This is a genomic window from Paenibacillus sp. P36, from assembly GCF_045866505.1.
Classification (GTDB): domain Bacteria; phylum Bacillota; class Bacilli; order Paenibacillales; family NBRC-103111; genus Paenibacillus_E; species Paenibacillus_E chondroitinus.
Map to the genome: position 1 here is coordinate 6,569,646 of NZ_AP038372.1, position 18,278 is coordinate 6,587,923.

At 48.1% G+C, this 18,278-nt stretch carries 11 protein-coding genes; all 11 read right to left on the reverse strand.

The genetic code is table 11. The annotated features are described in order from the left end of the window. Nucleotides 1-288: 288 nt before the first annotated feature. Nucleotides 289-2,616, reverse strand: coding sequence for a helix-turn-helix domain-containing protein (locus ACKTT9_RS29150; protein WP_407868708.1), 2,328 nt, complete (start codon nt 2,614-2,616; stop codon nt 289-291). A gap of 154 nt (nt 2,617-2,770) precedes the next feature. Next, entirely contained in the window at nt 2,771-4,333 is a 1,563-nt protein-coding gene (locus ACKTT9_RS29155; RefSeq protein ID WP_407868709.1) for an ABC transporter substrate-binding protein, read from the reverse strand. Between the two features lie 208 nt (nt 4,334-4,541). After that, a complete protein-coding gene (locus ACKTT9_RS29160) occupies nt 4,542-5,993 on the reverse strand; it encodes a CoA-acylating methylmalonate-semialdehyde dehydrogenase (protein WP_407868710.1) in 1,452 nt (483 codons plus the stop codon). After that, nucleotides 5,990-7,180, reverse strand: coding sequence for an iron-containing alcohol dehydrogenase (locus ACKTT9_RS29165; protein WP_407873137.1), 1,191 nt, complete (start codon nt 7,178-7,180; stop codon nt 5,990-5,992). Before ACKTT9_RS29165 ends, ACKTT9_RS29160 begins: the two co-directional genes overlap by 4 nt. 17 nt (nt 7,181-7,197) lie before the next feature. Next, a complete protein-coding gene (locus ACKTT9_RS29170; RefSeq protein WP_407868711.1) occupies nt 7,198-9,342 on the reverse strand; it encodes a beta-galactosidase trimerization domain-containing protein in 2,145 nt (714 codons plus the stop codon). Nucleotides 9,343-9,507: 165 nt separating this feature from the next. After that, nucleotides 9,508-11,622 carry a hypothetical protein gene (locus ACKTT9_RS29175; protein ID WP_407868712.1) on the reverse strand — a complete coding sequence of 705 codons (2,115 nt, stop codon included), beginning with the start codon at nt 11,620-11,622 and terminating at the stop codon, nt 9,508-9,510. 216 nt (nt 11,623-11,838) lie between these two features. Further along, nucleotides 11,839-13,263, reverse strand: a complete 1,425-nt coding sequence (locus ACKTT9_RS29180; RefSeq protein WP_407873138.1) for an NAD-dependent malic enzyme — start codon at nt 13,261-13,263, stop codon at nt 11,839-11,841. An 80-nt stretch (nt 13,264-13,343) separates the two neighbouring features. Beyond that, nucleotides 13,344-15,527 (reverse strand): malate synthase G, encoded by a 2,184-nt coding sequence (locus ACKTT9_RS29185; RefSeq protein ID WP_407868713.1) that lies wholly within the window; start codon nt 15,525-15,527, stop codon nt 13,344-13,346. A 26-nt stretch (nt 15,528-15,553) separates the two neighbouring features. Then, a complete protein-coding gene (locus tag ACKTT9_RS29190; protein WP_407868714.1) occupies nt 15,554-16,321 on the reverse strand; it encodes a fumarylacetoacetate hydrolase family protein in 768 nt (255 codons plus the stop codon). A 170-nt stretch (nt 16,322-16,491) separates the two neighbouring features. Next, nucleotides 16,492-17,238, reverse strand: coding sequence for an IclR family transcriptional regulator (locus tag ACKTT9_RS29195; protein WP_407868715.1), 747 nt, complete (start codon nt 17,236-17,238; stop codon nt 16,492-16,494). Between the two features lie 164 nt (nt 17,239-17,402). Then, a complete protein-coding gene (locus ACKTT9_RS29200) occupies nt 17,403-18,278 on the reverse strand; it encodes a carbohydrate ABC transporter permease (protein ID WP_127454788.1) in 876 nt (291 codons plus the stop codon).

The window sequence follows — 18,278 nt, forward strand, 5'->3', positions numbered from 1 at the left end:
TTCTACGCTTCGATTCATGTAAACCCTTTCATTACAATACCTACTATATAACCGGACTGTTAGGCATCCTATAGACAATTCTTGAGAAGCCTGGGCAGGCGGTTCAAACGTCAAAAATTGTCCTTGCAGCAAAATTTGTCCGGTATCCAGGGAGGAACCACCCAACCAACAATTTTCATGGGCTGGAGGTGCTCAACACAAATATAGGGGTAAGCTTCGCTTACCCCAGCACCCAAAAGAGGCTGCCCCCGCCATTGCCATGGCTTTCGGAACAACCTCTAGCTGCTATTAACGTTGACGTGTCCGAAAACTACTCGGAGACATTTTGATAAACCGTTGAAAGATACGGTTCAGGTTACGCTCGGAATACCCCACGGCCAGCGCGATCTCACTTACGTTTTGATCCGTTTCCGTGAGCAGCCTCTTCGCCTCATCGACCTTGCACTCCACAACGAAATCAAGGAAGTTCACACCCATCTCCTTTTTAAAAAGACGGCTTAAATACGAAGGGCTAAGCCCTACTTGCTCGGCGCATTGCACCAATGACAAATCGCTGCCGCAGTTCGCCCGAATATGCTTGCATACCTGCTGGATAACGGATTGGCCGGATTCATTCCGGTAATTCGTTGTCAGCCAGATGTACATCGGAAATAAGCTGCCTGCAAACCAATCCGCGATTTCCTGCGACGTCTGCCTGGTGTGAAGCTGCCCAAACCAGTCGTGATCCAAGATATCGAGAAGTGTGGCCCCTTGCTTTTCCAAAGATGAGATGAGCGTGGACAGCAGTAGATGATAGCTTTGATAAATAAAACGATAGGACTGGGAAGCGCGAATCGCTTCAGAAAAAGCAGCCAAACCTTCCGCTGCCAGCTCCAGCTCCCCTTTATCCAAGGCGTCAATAATGGCGGTTTCGAATTCCCGAGGGTAGCGGAAAGCCGTCTGCTTCTTCTCATTTTCCAAATGTTCAATAAACAGGACGTTTTTCGTATGGTTAAATATGCGATACTGCAGCGCGCTTTCCGCCTCTTTACAAGAAACGGGCACATCTTCGATATGAAAGTAGAATCGGCCGACACCAGCCGTCGCCTTCATCGACAGATGCTCCTTCAAGGAGTCGCAGACGGATTCCGCATATTCTTCTGTAAGACGAAGCATCTCTTCTTGCTCCGTATCCGCCCTGAACTGCAGCAGCGCTACCCCCCGGCCTCTGTCAGGAATCACATACCCGCGCACGCTGGGATAAGTCTGAATGATTTCTTGCATGACATTGGAGATGACAAAGGCAATGATCCCCTTTTCATCCGGCCGAAAACGCTTCTCCCTCGCAATATTATCGGCATCCACGATGATGACAACATTCGTCGCATGTACGGTAATGCCATTGGCTTCAGAATCACGAAGCAGCGGTTCTTTTCTTAAGTATTCGCCGTTAATCAACTGCTGAAGAAATTTCTCCCTCAGTGTAGGTTGAATGCTAGCCATAAAACCACCTAGCTTTTCCGTTTCCATGTTTAGAAAATCCAGACATTCCTTGATATAATCGAGTTCGTTTTGTTTATTTTGGATTTGCCCGATTCTAAGCGCCTTGCTATGCTTCATCAACTGCCCGATGGGGTTATAAGCCCATTTGGAATTGAAATAAGTCAATACGACTCCGAAAGTAATGAAAATAAACAGAAATAGAAGGGTTACATTGCGTATCCAGTTCAGCTGGCCGGCAATGGTTTTTTCAGGTACGATGGTAACGTAAATTCGCCCGTATATATTTTTGGTATATAAAAAATGCGCTTGTTCCCCATCGATGCCTTTGCTCAGGAAACTGCCTGTATTACTGCTTCTATCCTTGATACCGTCTATGCTGCCCAAACCTTTCATTAAGGAAAGAACCTGATCGTAGCTCAGCTCCTCACTGCCAGGAATAACCTTATGATGAATGACGAACAAATTCTGTCCCATCGGCAGTAAATACGTGTCGGAATCCAGAAATTCACTAATCGCAGACTTTTCAATTTCAAAAGCGAGAATACCTTGCGCTTGACCGTCCCCCATATTAGGAAGCCGGCGGGCAAATGTCACATAACCGTCCTTCTGCGCAGAAGGCAAGTAGGCCCACTGAGAGAGCTCTCCGCTAGCGATGATCGTATCAATATCATTTTTATAGGGATAACTCTCTTTTTCGATAACTCCGTAACGGTTCGATAACACCACATTTTCCACGGTATTGTAAAAATAAACTTCATCAATAAAGCTGTCGCTATTTTTGACCAGATTGATTTTATCCAGGAAATCCCGATGCCACAGCCAGCTGTTGTCTTGATTCGGGTCTAGGAAGAAGCCTGTTAAAATAGGATCAACTGCGAGCTGAAGCGATTCCTGCTCAATGGTCTGAAAAATTCTCTCCGCACGATCCTTCATGCTCGATAACGACGAATTGCTTTCGTTCATGATTTGCTCCTGCGCCCGGTTCATAGCGAATTGATAGTACACTGCACTAGCCAGTATTAAAGGAATGCAAACAGAAATGCATCCAAGCCAAATCAGCTTATACAAATACCTACCATGACTGGTGACATGTTTGGAACCTGACTGACGAATGTGTTTTATCCAGTTAATCATTTTGCCCCCCACATCCATTTGCATGTTTATACGGTCTGAGTATACTTCGCTTTGTCATAGGACGAACCCTTTGGCAGCAGGTATTCATTTAAGCCCTTTCATAATAGCAAAGAGGAGTCTAAGGCCTTAGCCTGCGATCTCCTCCAGCTTATTCTTATTTGCCGAAATACTGCTTGTAGCTTTCCGCAAATTCCTTGTAGGCCTTTTTCAAATCCTGATTTTCGTTCAGTTTATCTACATAACTTTTGTACTCTTCCATCGTAATCTGGCCAACAATCGCTTTCGTTGCCATTGCTTGCCATTCCTTCTCATATTTTGGCCACACGTTAGTCCACGTATTGGAATTGATAATTGAGAATGGATTCAGCTTTCCTACTTGTCCGTAGACTTCGACTTCTTTCATTTTGGCATCGTTGTAAGCTTTTGGCGCTGATGGATTGAGCACTTTCATCTTGTTGTTAAACGCCAGTGAAAATACCTGATTCGCATTGGTGGTAACCTGCTTGACTCCCAAATCCGTCAGCTGCGGTTGGCCATCTACGACTTTATTGTGCACACCTTCGATACCGTAGTAGTTAAAATCCGTATATTCAGCCGTCGTGGTTTTCTCAAAATAATCAAGAATTTGCTTCACTTTGGCTTCTGGCACCTTTTTGGAAATATAGAATGCGCCGAATGTCGGATTCGCCAAACTGACCGTCACACCGCCAGGCCCTTTAAGTGGCGGGAGGGTAATGACTTTCGCATCGGGCTGTGTCTTCTGGTTCATCTGCTCCCATGTATAATCGCGCCAGATATTTCGTACATAGGAGGCGGCGCGCCCAGTTGCGTACATTTCTTCCGCTTGTGTTTTCTTCATCGAAGAGAATTCTTTCGCCAGAATGCCGTCTGCATACAGTTTGCGGAGCCATTCGACCATTGCGGTATAATTAGGCGTCAATTGATTTTTGATCAAGCCGCCGTCTTTATCATAAACAGGGTCAAGCGCGCCGAAGGCCCCTGAATACGTATCATCACCGTCAGCCAGTAGGAAGCCGTGACCGATGATGCCAATCGTATCCTTTTTACCGTTGCCGTCTACGTCACTGTCCACAATCTTCTTCAGATCTGCCGCATACTCGTCAATCGTTGTAGGGATAGGCAGGTTCAACTTATCCAGCCAATCTTTGCGCATCTTAATGCCCAAATCGATTTGTGGACGGTTGCGAGGAATGCCGTATACCTTTCCATCTAATTTCATATAGTTCCACACGTTAGGCCCGCTATTATTTTTCATGTTCGGGTATTTGCTGAAATCGCCGAGGAATGGCGTCAAATCCCAGAATGCTCCTTGATTGATGGCCTGAAGCAAAGTAGGTCGGGTCATATTGGTGGATACAATGATTTCAGGCAAATTCCCCGATGCCAGCACCAGGTCGAATTTCGTATCATAGTCGCCAGATGGAACCCATTCCACATTTAATTGGGTATTGGTTTTCTTCTGCCATTCCGTCCAATACTCATCATTCATGTTCGGCACATCCGCATAAGAAGGAACGAGGAATTGAAGTTTCAACGGCTCCGCTGATGCTGGTGTTGCCTTGTTCGAATCCCCCTGTTTCGCCGCATTGTCTGCACCTCCCGCCGGTGCACTGTTCTCCCCACATGCTGCCAAAATGCCAACGGAAAGCATGCTAGCCATTATCATACTGAAACACTTTCGATAAAACTTCGACATCGGAACCCCTCCTCAAGTTATTTCGAATCGCGTGACCATTCGCAAGCACGCTGTATTTCGGTAACGCTTACATTCTTTATTCTAGCTTCTCATCCGGAAGCACGTTAGTGACACTTCTTGTTCTTGCGGCCATTTGGAGCCAACCGCAAATTTTGTCCGGGCAGCAATAATCTGTCTGCTCCCCATTGTAGCACGGGTTGCAAGCCTCTTAATAGCGCGAAGTTACCATCTTCTTACGGGTGTAGAATTCAACCCCGTCTCTGCCATTGGCATGCAAATCCCCATAGAAGGATTTCTTGAAACCCGAGAATGGAAAGAAAGCCATCGGCGCAGGCACTCCGACATTAATGCCCAGCATGCCCGCATCGATCTGCTCGCGAAATTGCCTGATCGCTTTTGCACTGTCTGTATACAGACACGCGCCATTGGCAAATTCCGAACGGTTGGCGATCTCAATCGCTTCCTTCAAGCTGCTTGCGCGAACAATGCTTAAGACCGGTGCAAAAATTTCATCCTGCCAAATTTTCATATCGGTTTGGACCCCGTCAAAAATCGTCGGGCCGACAAAAAATCCGCTCCCCTGTGCCGCCGCCACATCTCGTCCGTCCACGACCATTGAAGCTCCTTCGCGAATACCCGCTTCAATATAGTCGATCGTCCTGTCTTTATGGGACGACCGGATAACGGGACCGAGGAAGACATCGGGTTCAAGCCCATTGCCAATCTTCATCCGACTTGCTGCTTCCTGCAATTTATTAACCAGTGTGTCAGCGATGTCTCCTACGGCTACGACGACGGAGCAAGCCATACACCGTTCGCCGGCCGAGCCGAACGCTGCGCCCAAGATATTGCTGACCGTAAGTTCCAGATCGGCGTCAGGCAGGACAATGCTATGATTTTTGGCTCCTGCCAGCGCTTGAACTCTCTTGCCATGAGCGGCGGAGGTTTTGTACACATACTCCGCAACAGGCTGCGAACCTACGAACGAGATCGCCTGGATGTCCGGATGCTCGATCATCCCGTTCACGATCTCCTTCGAGCCGTGCACTATGTTAAGCACGCCATCCGGAAGCCCCGCTTCCGTGAACAACTCTGCCAAACGGTTCGCTAACAGCGGAGTTCGTTCCGATGGCTTCAGAATAAACGTGTTCCCGCAAGCAATCGCCAACGGAAACATCCAGCATGGCACCATCATCGGAAAGTTAAAGGGCGAGATGCCCGCAACGACACCAAGCGGATACCGGTACATGCCCGATTCGATACCTGTCGCAATGTCGGGCAGCTGGGAACCCATCATCAGCGTTGGTGAACCCGCCGCAAACTCGACGCATTCGATCCCGCGCTGCACTTCACCATAGGCTTCCGTGTAGCTTTTGCCGTTCTCCTGCGTAATAAGCCGGGCAAGCTCCTCCCAGTGGTCTACCAAGAGCTGTTGGTATTTAAAAAGAATGCGCGCACGCTTCGGTACCGGGGTCTCTCTCCAGGCAGTGAAGCTGCTGCGGGCTGCTTCTACTGCCGCATGTAAGTCACTGCGCGTAGACAGAGGGACTCGCGCAATAGGTTCTCCTGTCGCCGGGTTCGGCACGATCTCATAAGAGGAGCTATCGGACGGAACCCATCTGCCCCCGACATAATTTTGTAAAACCGGAATCGTTGTCATCGCGCCGCTCCTTCTTCTTTCTTTAATTCGTAATCGTAACAAAATCGATATAGAGCTTCAATTTCACCTGCGGTTACAGCTCTCGGATGATTGCCGGGACTTCCGCTAGCTATCGCGTCAGAAGCCATCTGTGGAATCGCCTTTTCAAACGCCTCGCGCTCGATTCCCCAATCACGTAAATTCGGAATTTTCATGAGGCTGCATAGTGTCCGAACCTCCTCCATGACAGCGGTTGACAGCCTGTCTCTTCCGCTATTAACGAGGTCGGGTCGCATCACGCGCCCGATCTCAGCTATACGCTCCTGCGCATAACCTGATGTAAATTCAAGCACGGCGGGCAGCAGCATCGCGTTGGAAATTCCGTGAGGAACGTGGAATAGTGCTCCCAGCGGTCGGGACATCCCGTGAATTAAGGTCACCGAAGCGTTGGAGAATGCGGCACCTGCTAACATAGAGCCAAGTGCGATTTGCGCGAAGTCTTCCGCATCCCCCTTTTTTGCATAACAAACGGGCAAATGTTTGATCAGTAAGGCAGTGGCTTGCAGAGCCCAACCGTCACTCAGTGGATTGGCCTTCCTGGACCAGTACGCCTCGATGGCGTGACACAAAGCATCAATACCTGACGATACAATGACGGACGGAGGGCACGACATACACAGCAGCGCATCTATGATCGCAACTTGCGGCACCAGCTCCGGCTGGGCGATCATCATTTTGACATCCCTGCGGGTATCAATGATGACCGTCACTTTTGTGACCTCAGACCCTGTACCCGCCGTCGTCGGTATGGCGATTAACGGCAATGGCCGATTCTCGAACTTTTTCATACCGCCGACATAGTCTCCGATATATCCTGTGTTCGTCATCATGGCAGCAGTCGCCTTGGCCGCATCGATGCAGCTGCCTCCTCCCAAAGCGACAATCACATCGCACTGCTCCTGCCGGCAGATGGCGAGTGCTTCATCCACATGCCGGTCGGTTGGCTCCGTCTCAACACCGCTATAGATCGCACAGGAGAAGCCTGCTTGTTCCAAATAGTTCCTGCATGTCTGGACGTGGCCGATTTGAGCCATAACGGGATCGCTAACGATTAGGGCTTTGCTTCCCAGACTCGATGCATAGGAAGCCACTTCCGAGAAAGCACCTAATCCTATACTGATTCTCACCGGCATCAAAATCTCATGAATCATGCTGAGCACCCCCCTCATTCAAAAACAACGACATCATAATCCAGGATGCTGGACACGACGACAGAAACAGCATCTCCTTCTCTGGTCATCGTTAACGGGCTATGGTCGGACAGCCTGATAGCTCGCTGTGGCTCGAAACCATCACCTAACGGTAAACGAATCGTCACGTCACGGGCCGGAATGAGTTGTCTAAACATTCTCCGTCCGCCATTCACATTCACAAGATGAACCAGACGCCGTTTTTCTTGAACCCTTAATGTGGCCAACAGCGTGTCCGGACCCTCCACCTGCAACGGCAAAGTCTCCCTTGTCGTCCATAACACCGCATTCACCAGCAAAAGCGCCCAATCCGGATAACCGTATCGCGCAAACGCCGTATCCTGTTGTCCCGGAAAATAGACCGTTCTGCCGCCGCCAGCATGCTCTCTGGCAATGAGCATAGGCATTCCGGTATCCGGTTCCAGCGTGTACGACTGCCCCTCGGGGAACACACGGAATGGCGCGGACAACGTCAACGGAACGTCGGAGTCTTGGTCTGCGGCGACTCGGCAATAAGCGTTTGAAGCCGGAATGACCGAGGTATCCCCAAGCCTATCCAGCAAGGGATGTGAGGAATTTTGCACATTCAGATAGCTTTGCTTATATACGCCATTCTCCTCTCCCATCACGGAATTCGTGCTTATATAGGAGGCGCCTAATAAATTGGCCAGTAAAAAGTCTGAGCGCTTACTGCCATCCGTATCAAACAAGGAAGTTTCAAACGTGGCGATGACACTGCCGCCGTTCTTCGCATATTGGCTGAGTGCAGCAGCTGTCTCTTCCGACATGCAGGCAGTGGAAGGCAGGATGATCGTCCGGTATTTGCCGAGATTCCCCTTCTTCACGACGGCATCCGAGATGATATCAAACGGAATATGATGATCCGACAACGCCAATTCAATTCCTCTGATCGCGTCGACATAGTTAAGCTTTGGCTTCTCTTTTCCGTAGTAAAAGAGGGTATCCTGTGAGTATACGATGGCTACGTTTGCACCAGATCGGTCATCGTTATAATATGCTTGATTGTCGGCTACAAAGTGATATAACGATTTCACAGCCGGAAAACCTCTCTGATCCTGATGCCCCTGAATTGGCCCTCCGGATAGATTCAAGATGGCATTGCCCCCGTTAGCGTAAATCTGGGCCATATACACCTTTTGCTCAGCCGGTGGTACAGCATTTCTACGCCACGGCCACGCTTGGAAATAGGAGGCCAGCACCCAAGGCTGATGATCGCTGACATTGTCCAGGAAGTTCGCTTCCTCCGCAGGCCACAGCAGAAAGTCCCAATGGCTTGACTCCCCTTCCACACGAATCCGGGTTTGCGCTTCCACTTGAACCGCGTCGATATAGGCCGCCATTCCTTCAATATCTAACGCGCCTTTGGTCGTCCATCCCGTTTCCCCAAAGCACACGCTGTTACACATCACCGGCATATTCGGATCAAGCGACTTCACTAAGTCATACAAAAATTTGGAGCGCTCCACGACACGCTGCTGCCGCCACCGTTGGAAAGTTCCCCAGACAGGATCGTTCCAATCCTCCTTCACCGGAATCTGGCTGCCGGCATAAGCTCCGAATGCTTCTCTGCAGCGGGCACAATGACAAATGCCGTTGCCATAAGAGGAAAAGCCGTAGCTTCCTCCGCCGAATTTGATGCCGTCGACGTCGTAGCGCATCACGATTTCGCGTAAAATTTCCGCTAAATATTCATTTTGATATCCGCTTAGCGGACATGCGATATAAAAATCGCCCAAATCCTGATTTGCTTTATACGGCTTGCCTTCATGGTCACAGGAGCACCAATCGGGATGTTCTAACGCTGCATTGCCTGGAATCAGACTTAGGTCCATTGCCGCCACTGCGCGGATATCATAAGATTGAACCGCTTTCACAATTTCCCCTGTCAGATCCCGATCGCCCAAAAAAGGGCTTTTTCTGATCGACAAGTTGGTAGGATGCACCGTCACATACCCTGCGCAAAAAAACGATAACACATTTACACCGAGTTCATTCAAATCTTTCGCAAAACGCTCCGTGTCAAAATCAAGACAATCGATATCCCTGATTGTCAGATGTACGCCTCTGCTTCGCTTGCTCAACCAATCCGATTTTGCCATATTCATCCCCCAATATGCGTAGTGTGAACTCTGCCCAATCTGATTATAGATACGGTTAATGCCGCATCCTATAGACACATTTTGTTACGATGCCCCTGCTCTTGCTCAGCGCAATATTTGTCCAAGAAGGCATAATCTGTCCTTCCGTTGTTAAGCAAGTAGAAATCATCTACTGGCAGACATCTGATTACCACCGGCGTGTACAAAGGCAATATCTTCAAGTACCTGCGGACGATACAGCTCCCATGAGAAAGGTGTCTTGCCGAGGTGCATCAAGGGATGTTCTACATAGTGCGCCTTGGTTACTGTGATCAGCTGCTCCCAATGTCCGGCTGCATGCGGCGCCTCCAGAAGCTGAATCGCATGAAGACGTTCAGCTTCATCTCCAGTTCTTCTATACAACTCATACGAAACGGCTGCCCGCAGTTTATCTGCAAAATAAAAATTCAGATGAGCCCATGCTTCAATGTCTGCCTTTTCACAACAGAGTACAGGGGTATCGGCTTTAATAGCCGCCAACCATTCGAGCCCACGATTCGCATCCGCCTCTAACGTCTCTGCCAGCTTAAGGGGTGAAATTCTGTCCGATGTTTGGCCTTCTAAGCGTTGATTCACATATTCGGACACAGATAGATACTCAGGATTGAACGTTTTCCGCACCAGAAGATCCTGCAACGAAATAAACGATGCGCCTCCATCGTATTCCGCTTCGTCCGTGGACATGAAACCTTCGGCATACAAGGTGAAATCCCATGTGAACGAGTACATGGACGCGAGAGCCATTGGCATTTTACAAACAGCTGCATACGCTTTCAATAATGGCACTCCAATCGGTGCACGATGGCGCTGTTCAATCGCTTTCTCAAATACACGGTCGGGTGTATCCGGTTCATACAGCAGCCTTCCCCACAGCATGTAATAGAGCCAGTTTTTTTCAAATAGATAGGTCCAGTCCATATGATCGCTATCCTTCAAATGGGCGTAATCAATGCCGGGAATCATGCATTCCGACCCGATATAGTAGCCCCCAACGTAGTCCTGCCCGTTCTCTGAAATATGCTCCCGGATGAAATCCGGCTGCGCCCAGCGAAGCGTGAAGAAGTCCTCGTTGCGGACCATCCAGGTGATTTTGTAATTCGTTGGCGATGGTTTCCAATACCCCTCCATCCCATTCGAGCCTCCATGCGTCAGCAGCAACTTCGAAGAGGAGTAGGCATGCGACCAATTGAATTTCACTTCCACCCATACCGGTTCAGGCATGAAGCCGTTGCTTTCTATCGCATTTCGCGTGATGGAAGGATCTACGGAAAACGGTGCGCGATGAATGAATTTTACCGGCCGGCTCGCTTGCTTCATCCCCTCAAAATAAACGTCATTCACCCAATCCTGCCGACTTTGCGGCGTCATATCGTTCATTCTTTCCCCCAGCGAAATGCCGAGTCCAGTAAGATCCGGATACTCTTCAATCAGCTGAGTGACACATTCCCGGGTATACTGTTTGATCATGTCTGTGGAGTAAGAATCTCCATAATGATAAAAGGTTTCGTCGCTTATCGCTTGTGGATCGTAATGCTCCCGATAGGCTTCCGATACGAAAATGTTCCAATTGACCATATACGTCTCGATTCCACGTTCTTTGGCCATCCGGAATAAAGCGGTCCAATACTGCTTCCACTCCATTAGTTCTTCCTCATTGAAAGGGCATGCCTTCGGGAAATGTACAGGACGAATCATGTAGGGAAACGGATGCAGATTCCACAACGTCAGAACGTTATAGCGGTTCTCAGCCATCATATCGAGAAACTTTTGCCAGAAGGCAAGATCACGGACCGTGTCTTTTTGAAGCTCAAAACACGCATTCTTCCGGTAGCTTGACCAAGGAAGATTGAATTTGATGGCACGGAATGGAAAGCGAGCATTTATGATGCACTCCGGGATGGCCATCAGTGATCCATAATTCCGGAGTCGCTCTTCCAGTTCCAGCGTTCCGTACATGGCCCCCGCTTCATCACCGGCCAAAATGTACCAAGTTAAGGAACCATGCCCTTCCCGCTTACGGAGTTCGAAACCCTCTGGAGCGACAGAGTCATCTATGGTTACGCCATGTTGACTGGCGGCTTCCTCCCTATCGGAGATGACCATTACGCTCGTAGATATAACGTTAGCTGCTAAATCCAAAGGTTTAACCGGCCCCTCAATTCTTGCAATGGTGTCTAGCAGCTTAGAAGCTGCAAAACGGATCATGGATGAATCCTTGTGATACACAACGGTCGTAGTCACTTTCAGCTCACTCCTTCCCCTCATTAAGGCATTATCGTTATCGTTGCTTCCAGCTTGATTGTAACAAGTGATTTCGAGGCATAGAACCGTCAGTTCTTGATGTCCCCTTCCTGCTTATTCAGGGACAATAATTGTCTTCCTGATCATTTTTTGTCCGTAACCGCTCAAGCGATAGCAGCAAAAAGGCCAACCGGATAAATTCCGGTCGACCTTATCTTAACTAATCGGCGTTAACTTGCGTTCTGCGAATTTCGAGCCTCTAAACTCAGGCGGTATTCGACGTGCAACTCCTGTTTGAATGGCAGCCTGCACCACTTGATCCCGAATTTCTTGTACGACCTTCTCATTAAAAATGGAAGGAATAATATACTGTTCATTTAACTCATCATCTGTGACCGTGTAAGCAATGGCCTTCGATGCAGCCAGTTTCATTTCTTCATTAATCTGGCTCGCTCTGCAATCAAGCGCCCCTCGGAATATACCTGGAAAACATAGTACGTTATTGATTTGGTTCGGAAAGTCGCTACGGCCCGTGGCGATCACTCTGACAAAAGGAGCAGCCGCTTCCGGATCGATCTCAGGCGTTGGATTCGCCATGGCGAAAATGACCGGATCGTTAGCCATACGATGTACCTCTTCCAGCTTCAACACATTCGGTCCGGATACACCAATGAAAACGTCGGCGCCATTCATCGCATCCGATAAGCTGCCTTTTGTGTTCTCCTGATTGGTGTTCCGTGCCACCCAGTCCCACAATGGATTCTCGTAGGTGTGGTCACGTGTCAAAATGCCCTGGCGATCCACAGCAAGGATGGTCTTCGCCCCAGCTCCCAACAGCATTTTAACGATGGAAACCCCCGCTGCACCAATCCCCACAACAACAATTCGGATATCCTCAATTTTCTTTTTGGTTAACCTTAGGCTATTGATTAGTCCGGCTAAAACAACCACCGCTGTCCCGTGCTGGTCATCGTGAAACACTGGAATGTCCAGCTCTTCTTTCAGGCGGGTCTCAATTTCAAAGCAGCGCGGAGAACTGATATCTTCCAAATTAATTCCACCAAAGGCCGGCGCCATATTCTTAATGGTTCGAATAATATCTTCCGTATCTTTGGTATTTAAGCAGATGGGGACAGCGTCCACACCTGCCAATTGTTTAAACAACATCGCCTTTCCTTCCATCACCGGCATCGCTGCTTCAGGACCGATATCCCCTAAACCTAGCACAGCTGTACCATCGGAGATCACAGCAACAGTGTTGCGTTTAATCGTCAACGTAAAGGCTTTTTCCGGATTTTCATGAATCGCCATGCAGACTTTGGCTACGCCAGGTGTATAAACCTTTGATAAATCATCCCGATTTTTCACCGGTATTTTGGGCTGGATTTCAATTTTGCCCCCTAGGTGCACTAGGAACGTAGGATCCGAGATATGATGCAGAATAACACCCGGTAGCATTCTGATTTTATCCGCAATCAATTCCTCGGCTTGTTCACCCAGATTGACGGTAATATCCCTCGTGGTCGATTGCTTATCGGAACGAATCACGTCAATGGCGACGATATCTCCACCGGCACGACTTACCGCATTCGCCACTTCACCGAAAGTGGTCACCTTCTGATCCAATTCAATACGCAAGATGAGGCTGTTAGATGAAGATTTCACTATACTTCTCCCCCTCCGTAATACGGAAATTCTTCTTTTCCTGGCCAATAACGTCTTTATCTATTTGAAGCCGGCACCATTGCTTTGAATTCCCTGCGTCTGCGATGCAAGATCGGTTCTGTGTAACCGCTTGGTTGTTCATACCCTTTGAATACCAGCTCACACGCAGCTTGAAAGGCTACCGAGTGATCCAAATTATCGGCCATTGGACGGTAAGCAGGATCTCCGGCATTTTGCTCATCGACCACCTTGGCTAAACGCTGCATAGTCTTAAGAATTTGCTCCTCTGTACAAATGCCGTGATGAAGCCAGTTAGCCAAGTGTTGGCTGGAAATACGCAACGTGGCGCGGTCTTCCATCAGTCCCACATTATTGATATCCGGAACTTTGGAGCAGCCAATTCCTTGCTCTACCCAGCGGACAACATAGCCTAGAATACCTTGAGCATTATTGTCCAGTTCCTGTTGAATTTCTTCAGGAGTCCATTGCGGTTTTGCTTCCACAGGAATATTTAATATCTCATTCAGATAATCTTTCCCGCTTGCTTTTAATTCGTTCTGGACTTCCTTTACATCCATTTGGTGATAATGAAGTGCGTGTAACGTCGCTGCTGTAGGTGACGGCACCCATGCCGTATTGCAACCAGCCTGTAGATGAGCAATCTTTTGATGCATCATATCCTTCATCAGGTCCGGCATAGCCCACATACCTTTACCAATCTGAGCACGACCTTGCAAGCCGCACGCTAACCCTATGGTAACGTTTGATTTCTCATAGCCTTGCAGCCAACGGGAAGACTTCATATTATTTTTGCGAACCATAGGTCCTGCTTCCATTGAGGTATGCATCTCGTCGCCTGTACGGTCTAGGAACCCTGTGTTAATAAAAACAATGCGATCCTTCACTTCGCGAATGCAAGCCTTCAAGTTTACGGAAGTACGGCGTTCCTCGTCCATCACACCGATTTTGATCGTATTGCGCTCCAACTCGAGCATATCTTCCGTCCGATTAAACAAAAGATTAGCAAAAGCCACTTCCTCGGAGCCGTGCATTTTTGGTTTTACAATATATACGGAGCCTTTAAGCGAATTTTGATACGCACTATTTCTCAAAAGATCGTGTTTGGCAATGAGGCTGGTTACAACGGCGTCCAATATGCCTTCGGGAACTTCCTGCCCGTTCTGGTCTAATACGGCATCAATTGTCATCAGATGTCCTACATTCCGGACAAATAGAAGCGAACGACCAGGCAAACTAAATTCCTCGCCTGCAAGAGAAGTATAGATGCGGTCAGGATTCAAAGTCCTTGTAATGATTTTATTTCCCTTCGGTACGGAAGCCGAGAGATTTCCTTTCATTAGTCCCAACCAGTTCCTGTACACCAGTACTTTATCCTCAGCATCAACTGCAGCAACAGAGTCTTCACAGTCCATGATCGTTGTTAGCGCTGCTTCCATCAGGATGTCTTTCACGCCTGCCAGATCATTCTGGCCAATAAGATGTTGGCGGTCTATTTGGATTTCAACATGGATCCCGTTATTTTTCAGCAAAATAGCAGAAGGATCGTCTGCCAGTCCTTGATAGCCGATAAGCTGAGATGCGTCCTTCAAACCCGTCGTTTCCCCATTAGCCAGGGAGACGGACAATTCTCCATTCACGATCGCGTACCGAACAGCATCATGATGCGAGAAGTTGGACAAAGGTGCTGCTTGATCCAGGAAACCTTTGGCATACGCAATAACTTTATCTCCACGAACGGCATTGTACGCAGCAGTGCGCTCGGCACCATCCTCTTCATCAATAACATCCGTTCCATATAAAGCATCGTAAAGACTTCCCCAACGGGCGTTCGCCGCATTTAAGGCATATCTGGCATTGTTGACGGGAACAACTAACTGAGGGCCTGCTTGATAAGCAATTTCCTCGTCTACCCCTTGCGTAGTAATTTGAAAACCCTCGACTTGCGGTTCCAAATAACCAATTTCTTGTAAAAAAGCTTGATAGCTTTCGGCGTTAAAATTCTCTTTATTTTCAATGTGCCATCCATGAATAAGGTTCTGCAGCTCATCTCTTTTAGCTAATAAAGCTTTATTATGAGGGGCAAGGTCGTGAATTAACGTATTAAAATCTGCCCAGAACTTTTCACTTTTTAGCCCGCTGCCAGGAAGTACCTCTGAATTAATAAACTGATAAAGCACCTCAGCAACTTGTAGGCTTCCTACGTTTACATATTCGCTCATTTGGATGTCTCCTTTGTAAGTGTGGATTATGATTTTTGAGCAATGACAGGATTTTGCAAGTGACCGATTCCTTCAATGTAACAATCCACAACATCCCCATCCCGAACTTGATCCGCACCGGCAGGTGTTCCAGTCAGAATGATATCTCCTGGCATGAGGGTCATGAACCGGCTGATGTACGCGATCATGCTATCAATTGGCGTAATGATGCGTTCCATAAGAGCATCCTGCTTAACGATTCCGTTCACGGTGGATTGAATGCGAGCCGAGTGGTAATCGAAGTCAGTTACAATCACAGGACCCAGCGGGCAAAATGTATCAAAGGATTTGCCAATCGTCCAATGACCTTCCGGATGGAAATAATTGAAGGCCCCCAAGTCGTTGGCTACCGTGTAACCAAAGATCACTTCGTGGATGTTTCTCGGGTCTATGTTTCTCGCTTCTTTCCCGATAATGACGGCAAGCTCCGATTCGAATTTGATATCGTCCGTTCCAAGTGGCAGAACCACGGCGTCTCCGGGTCCGACAACAGTGGTCAATGGCTTGAAGAACAGAATCGGCATTTCCGGCACCTCTGGTTTTGGCGCACCTTCGCCAACAAAATTTCTACCGATACCGATGATATGCCTTGGTGTCAGAGGGGCTTTCAGTTGAACATTGTCCAATGAGAATGTCTTCCCGGTAAGAATACGGGAGGTGAAGATATCACCTGTAAATTCATGAATGTTAGATTCTTCTATGATTCCACTGCGTATCTCTGATTCTCCAGAAACGATAAAACGAGCTAGTTTCATACGAAAGGCCGCCTTTCTTGTTCATCATTATGAACAACGTTCTATATTTTGTATTTAAATTGATCTTCCCATAGTTTTTCGTTTGTGTCAATGGGATTTTTGCCGAATTCTTTTCGCACCTCGGCATACAAAAAATCCCGATTCACCTAAGTGACCCGGGACCCCTATCCTCATATATTTGTTGATAATCGTTTTGCTAAAGAGCAAATTTCACTGATGCTTTCGTCCTTCTTCCCTTCCCAATGATGGATGGGCATTGAACAACTGACCGCTGCAACTACGGTACCCAGACGGCGAATCGGTGCAGCCACACAACAGAACCCCATGACGCCTTCCTGTATATCCAAGGAATACCCTCTTTGACGCACGGTCTCCAATTCTTGCCAAAATGCTTCTCGGGAACCGATGGTATGGACGGTTATCTTATGGAGCGATTCCTGAGGGAATACCCGGCTGACTTGCTCCGCATCCATATCGATCATAAGCGACTTGCCAAGGCCGGTCGCATGAGCAGGGATACGAACGCCCGGCCCCGAAACCATCTGAACCGGTGTCGGTGCTTCCACTTTTGTCAGGTAAAGCACTTCGCTGCCATCCAAACGAGCAAGCTGCACGGATTCTTGCAGCTTGCGCATAACCGGCTCGGCCATTCGCCTGAATTCTTCAATCAGGTCATACTGGCGGAAATAAGCGCTGCCCAGATCGCCAACCGCGCTGCCCAGAGCGTACGTCTCATTTCTATCTCGATTGATCCACTGCAGCCGCTCCATGGTCTGAAGTAAAGAGTACAGTGTACTCTTGCTGATCCCCAAGTGCTTGGACAACTCGGATAACTTCCATTTGTAGGGCTCCTCCGTCAGTAAGGTAAGTACAGCATGTGCCCGATCTAGCGCTGGGACGGAATACTTTTGCTCCATTTTGTCACGTCCTTTATATGATAAACATCGTTCGATATATTGATCGTATTATCCCTAGATGCTACCATGCGTGCAATGGCTAGTCAATGTAGAATAACAGAAAGTGCCCATTCCTTCCCCCGCTGCTTATGAGCCGGTGAATGAATGGGCACATCCTAAATTAGTTAACCTTTGACGGAGCCTAGCATAACTCCCTTGGCAAAATGCTTTTGCAAAAAGGGATAGATGATTAAAATCGGCACCATAGCCAGCACAATCGAGGCCATACGAATCGTTTCCTGCGGCAATACTCTGTCATCACTGCCGACAGATCCTGCACCGCTGGCATCGGAATCGATAACCAACGACTTGACCAGCACCTGCAAGGTCCATTTCTTGGCATCGCTCAAATAAACCAGGGCATTGAAGTACGTATTCCAATACGAAACGGCAAAGAACAGAACAAAAGCGGCAATCGCCGGCATCGATAAAGGAATGACAATGCGCCAGAAGACGCCGATATCCGAGCAACCATCAATCCGGGCAGCATCTTCCAACTCTGGAGGTAAGGAATCCAGAAATCCTTTTATCACAATCAAGCTCCATGCATTCGTAAGACCTGACAAAATTAATGACCAGTGCGAGTTTAACAGGTTCATATCCTTCATTAATAAGTAGTTAGGCAAAATCCCTGCGTTGAACACCAATGTAAAAATAACGCCGCCGAGCATCCATTTCCTGCCGGGTACATGTTTCTTGGTTAAGACATACGCAAATGTAAACGAGAGGAGAATACTTAGCACAGTCCCTATTCCTGTAACGAATACGGTGCTTTTCAGGGCATTGACGAAGCTATTTGTTGATAAAATATATTTGTACGCAGACAGCGACCATTTTTCCGGGAATAAATAAAATTGCAATGGCACGTAGACTTCCGGATCGGTGAAGGAAACGCTGAATACATAAATAAATGGAAATACGCACGCTATAGAAATGATTGCAAGCAGCGAATAGTTAACATAATCGAAAATCGTCATTTTCTTCGTTTTTACGAAACTCAT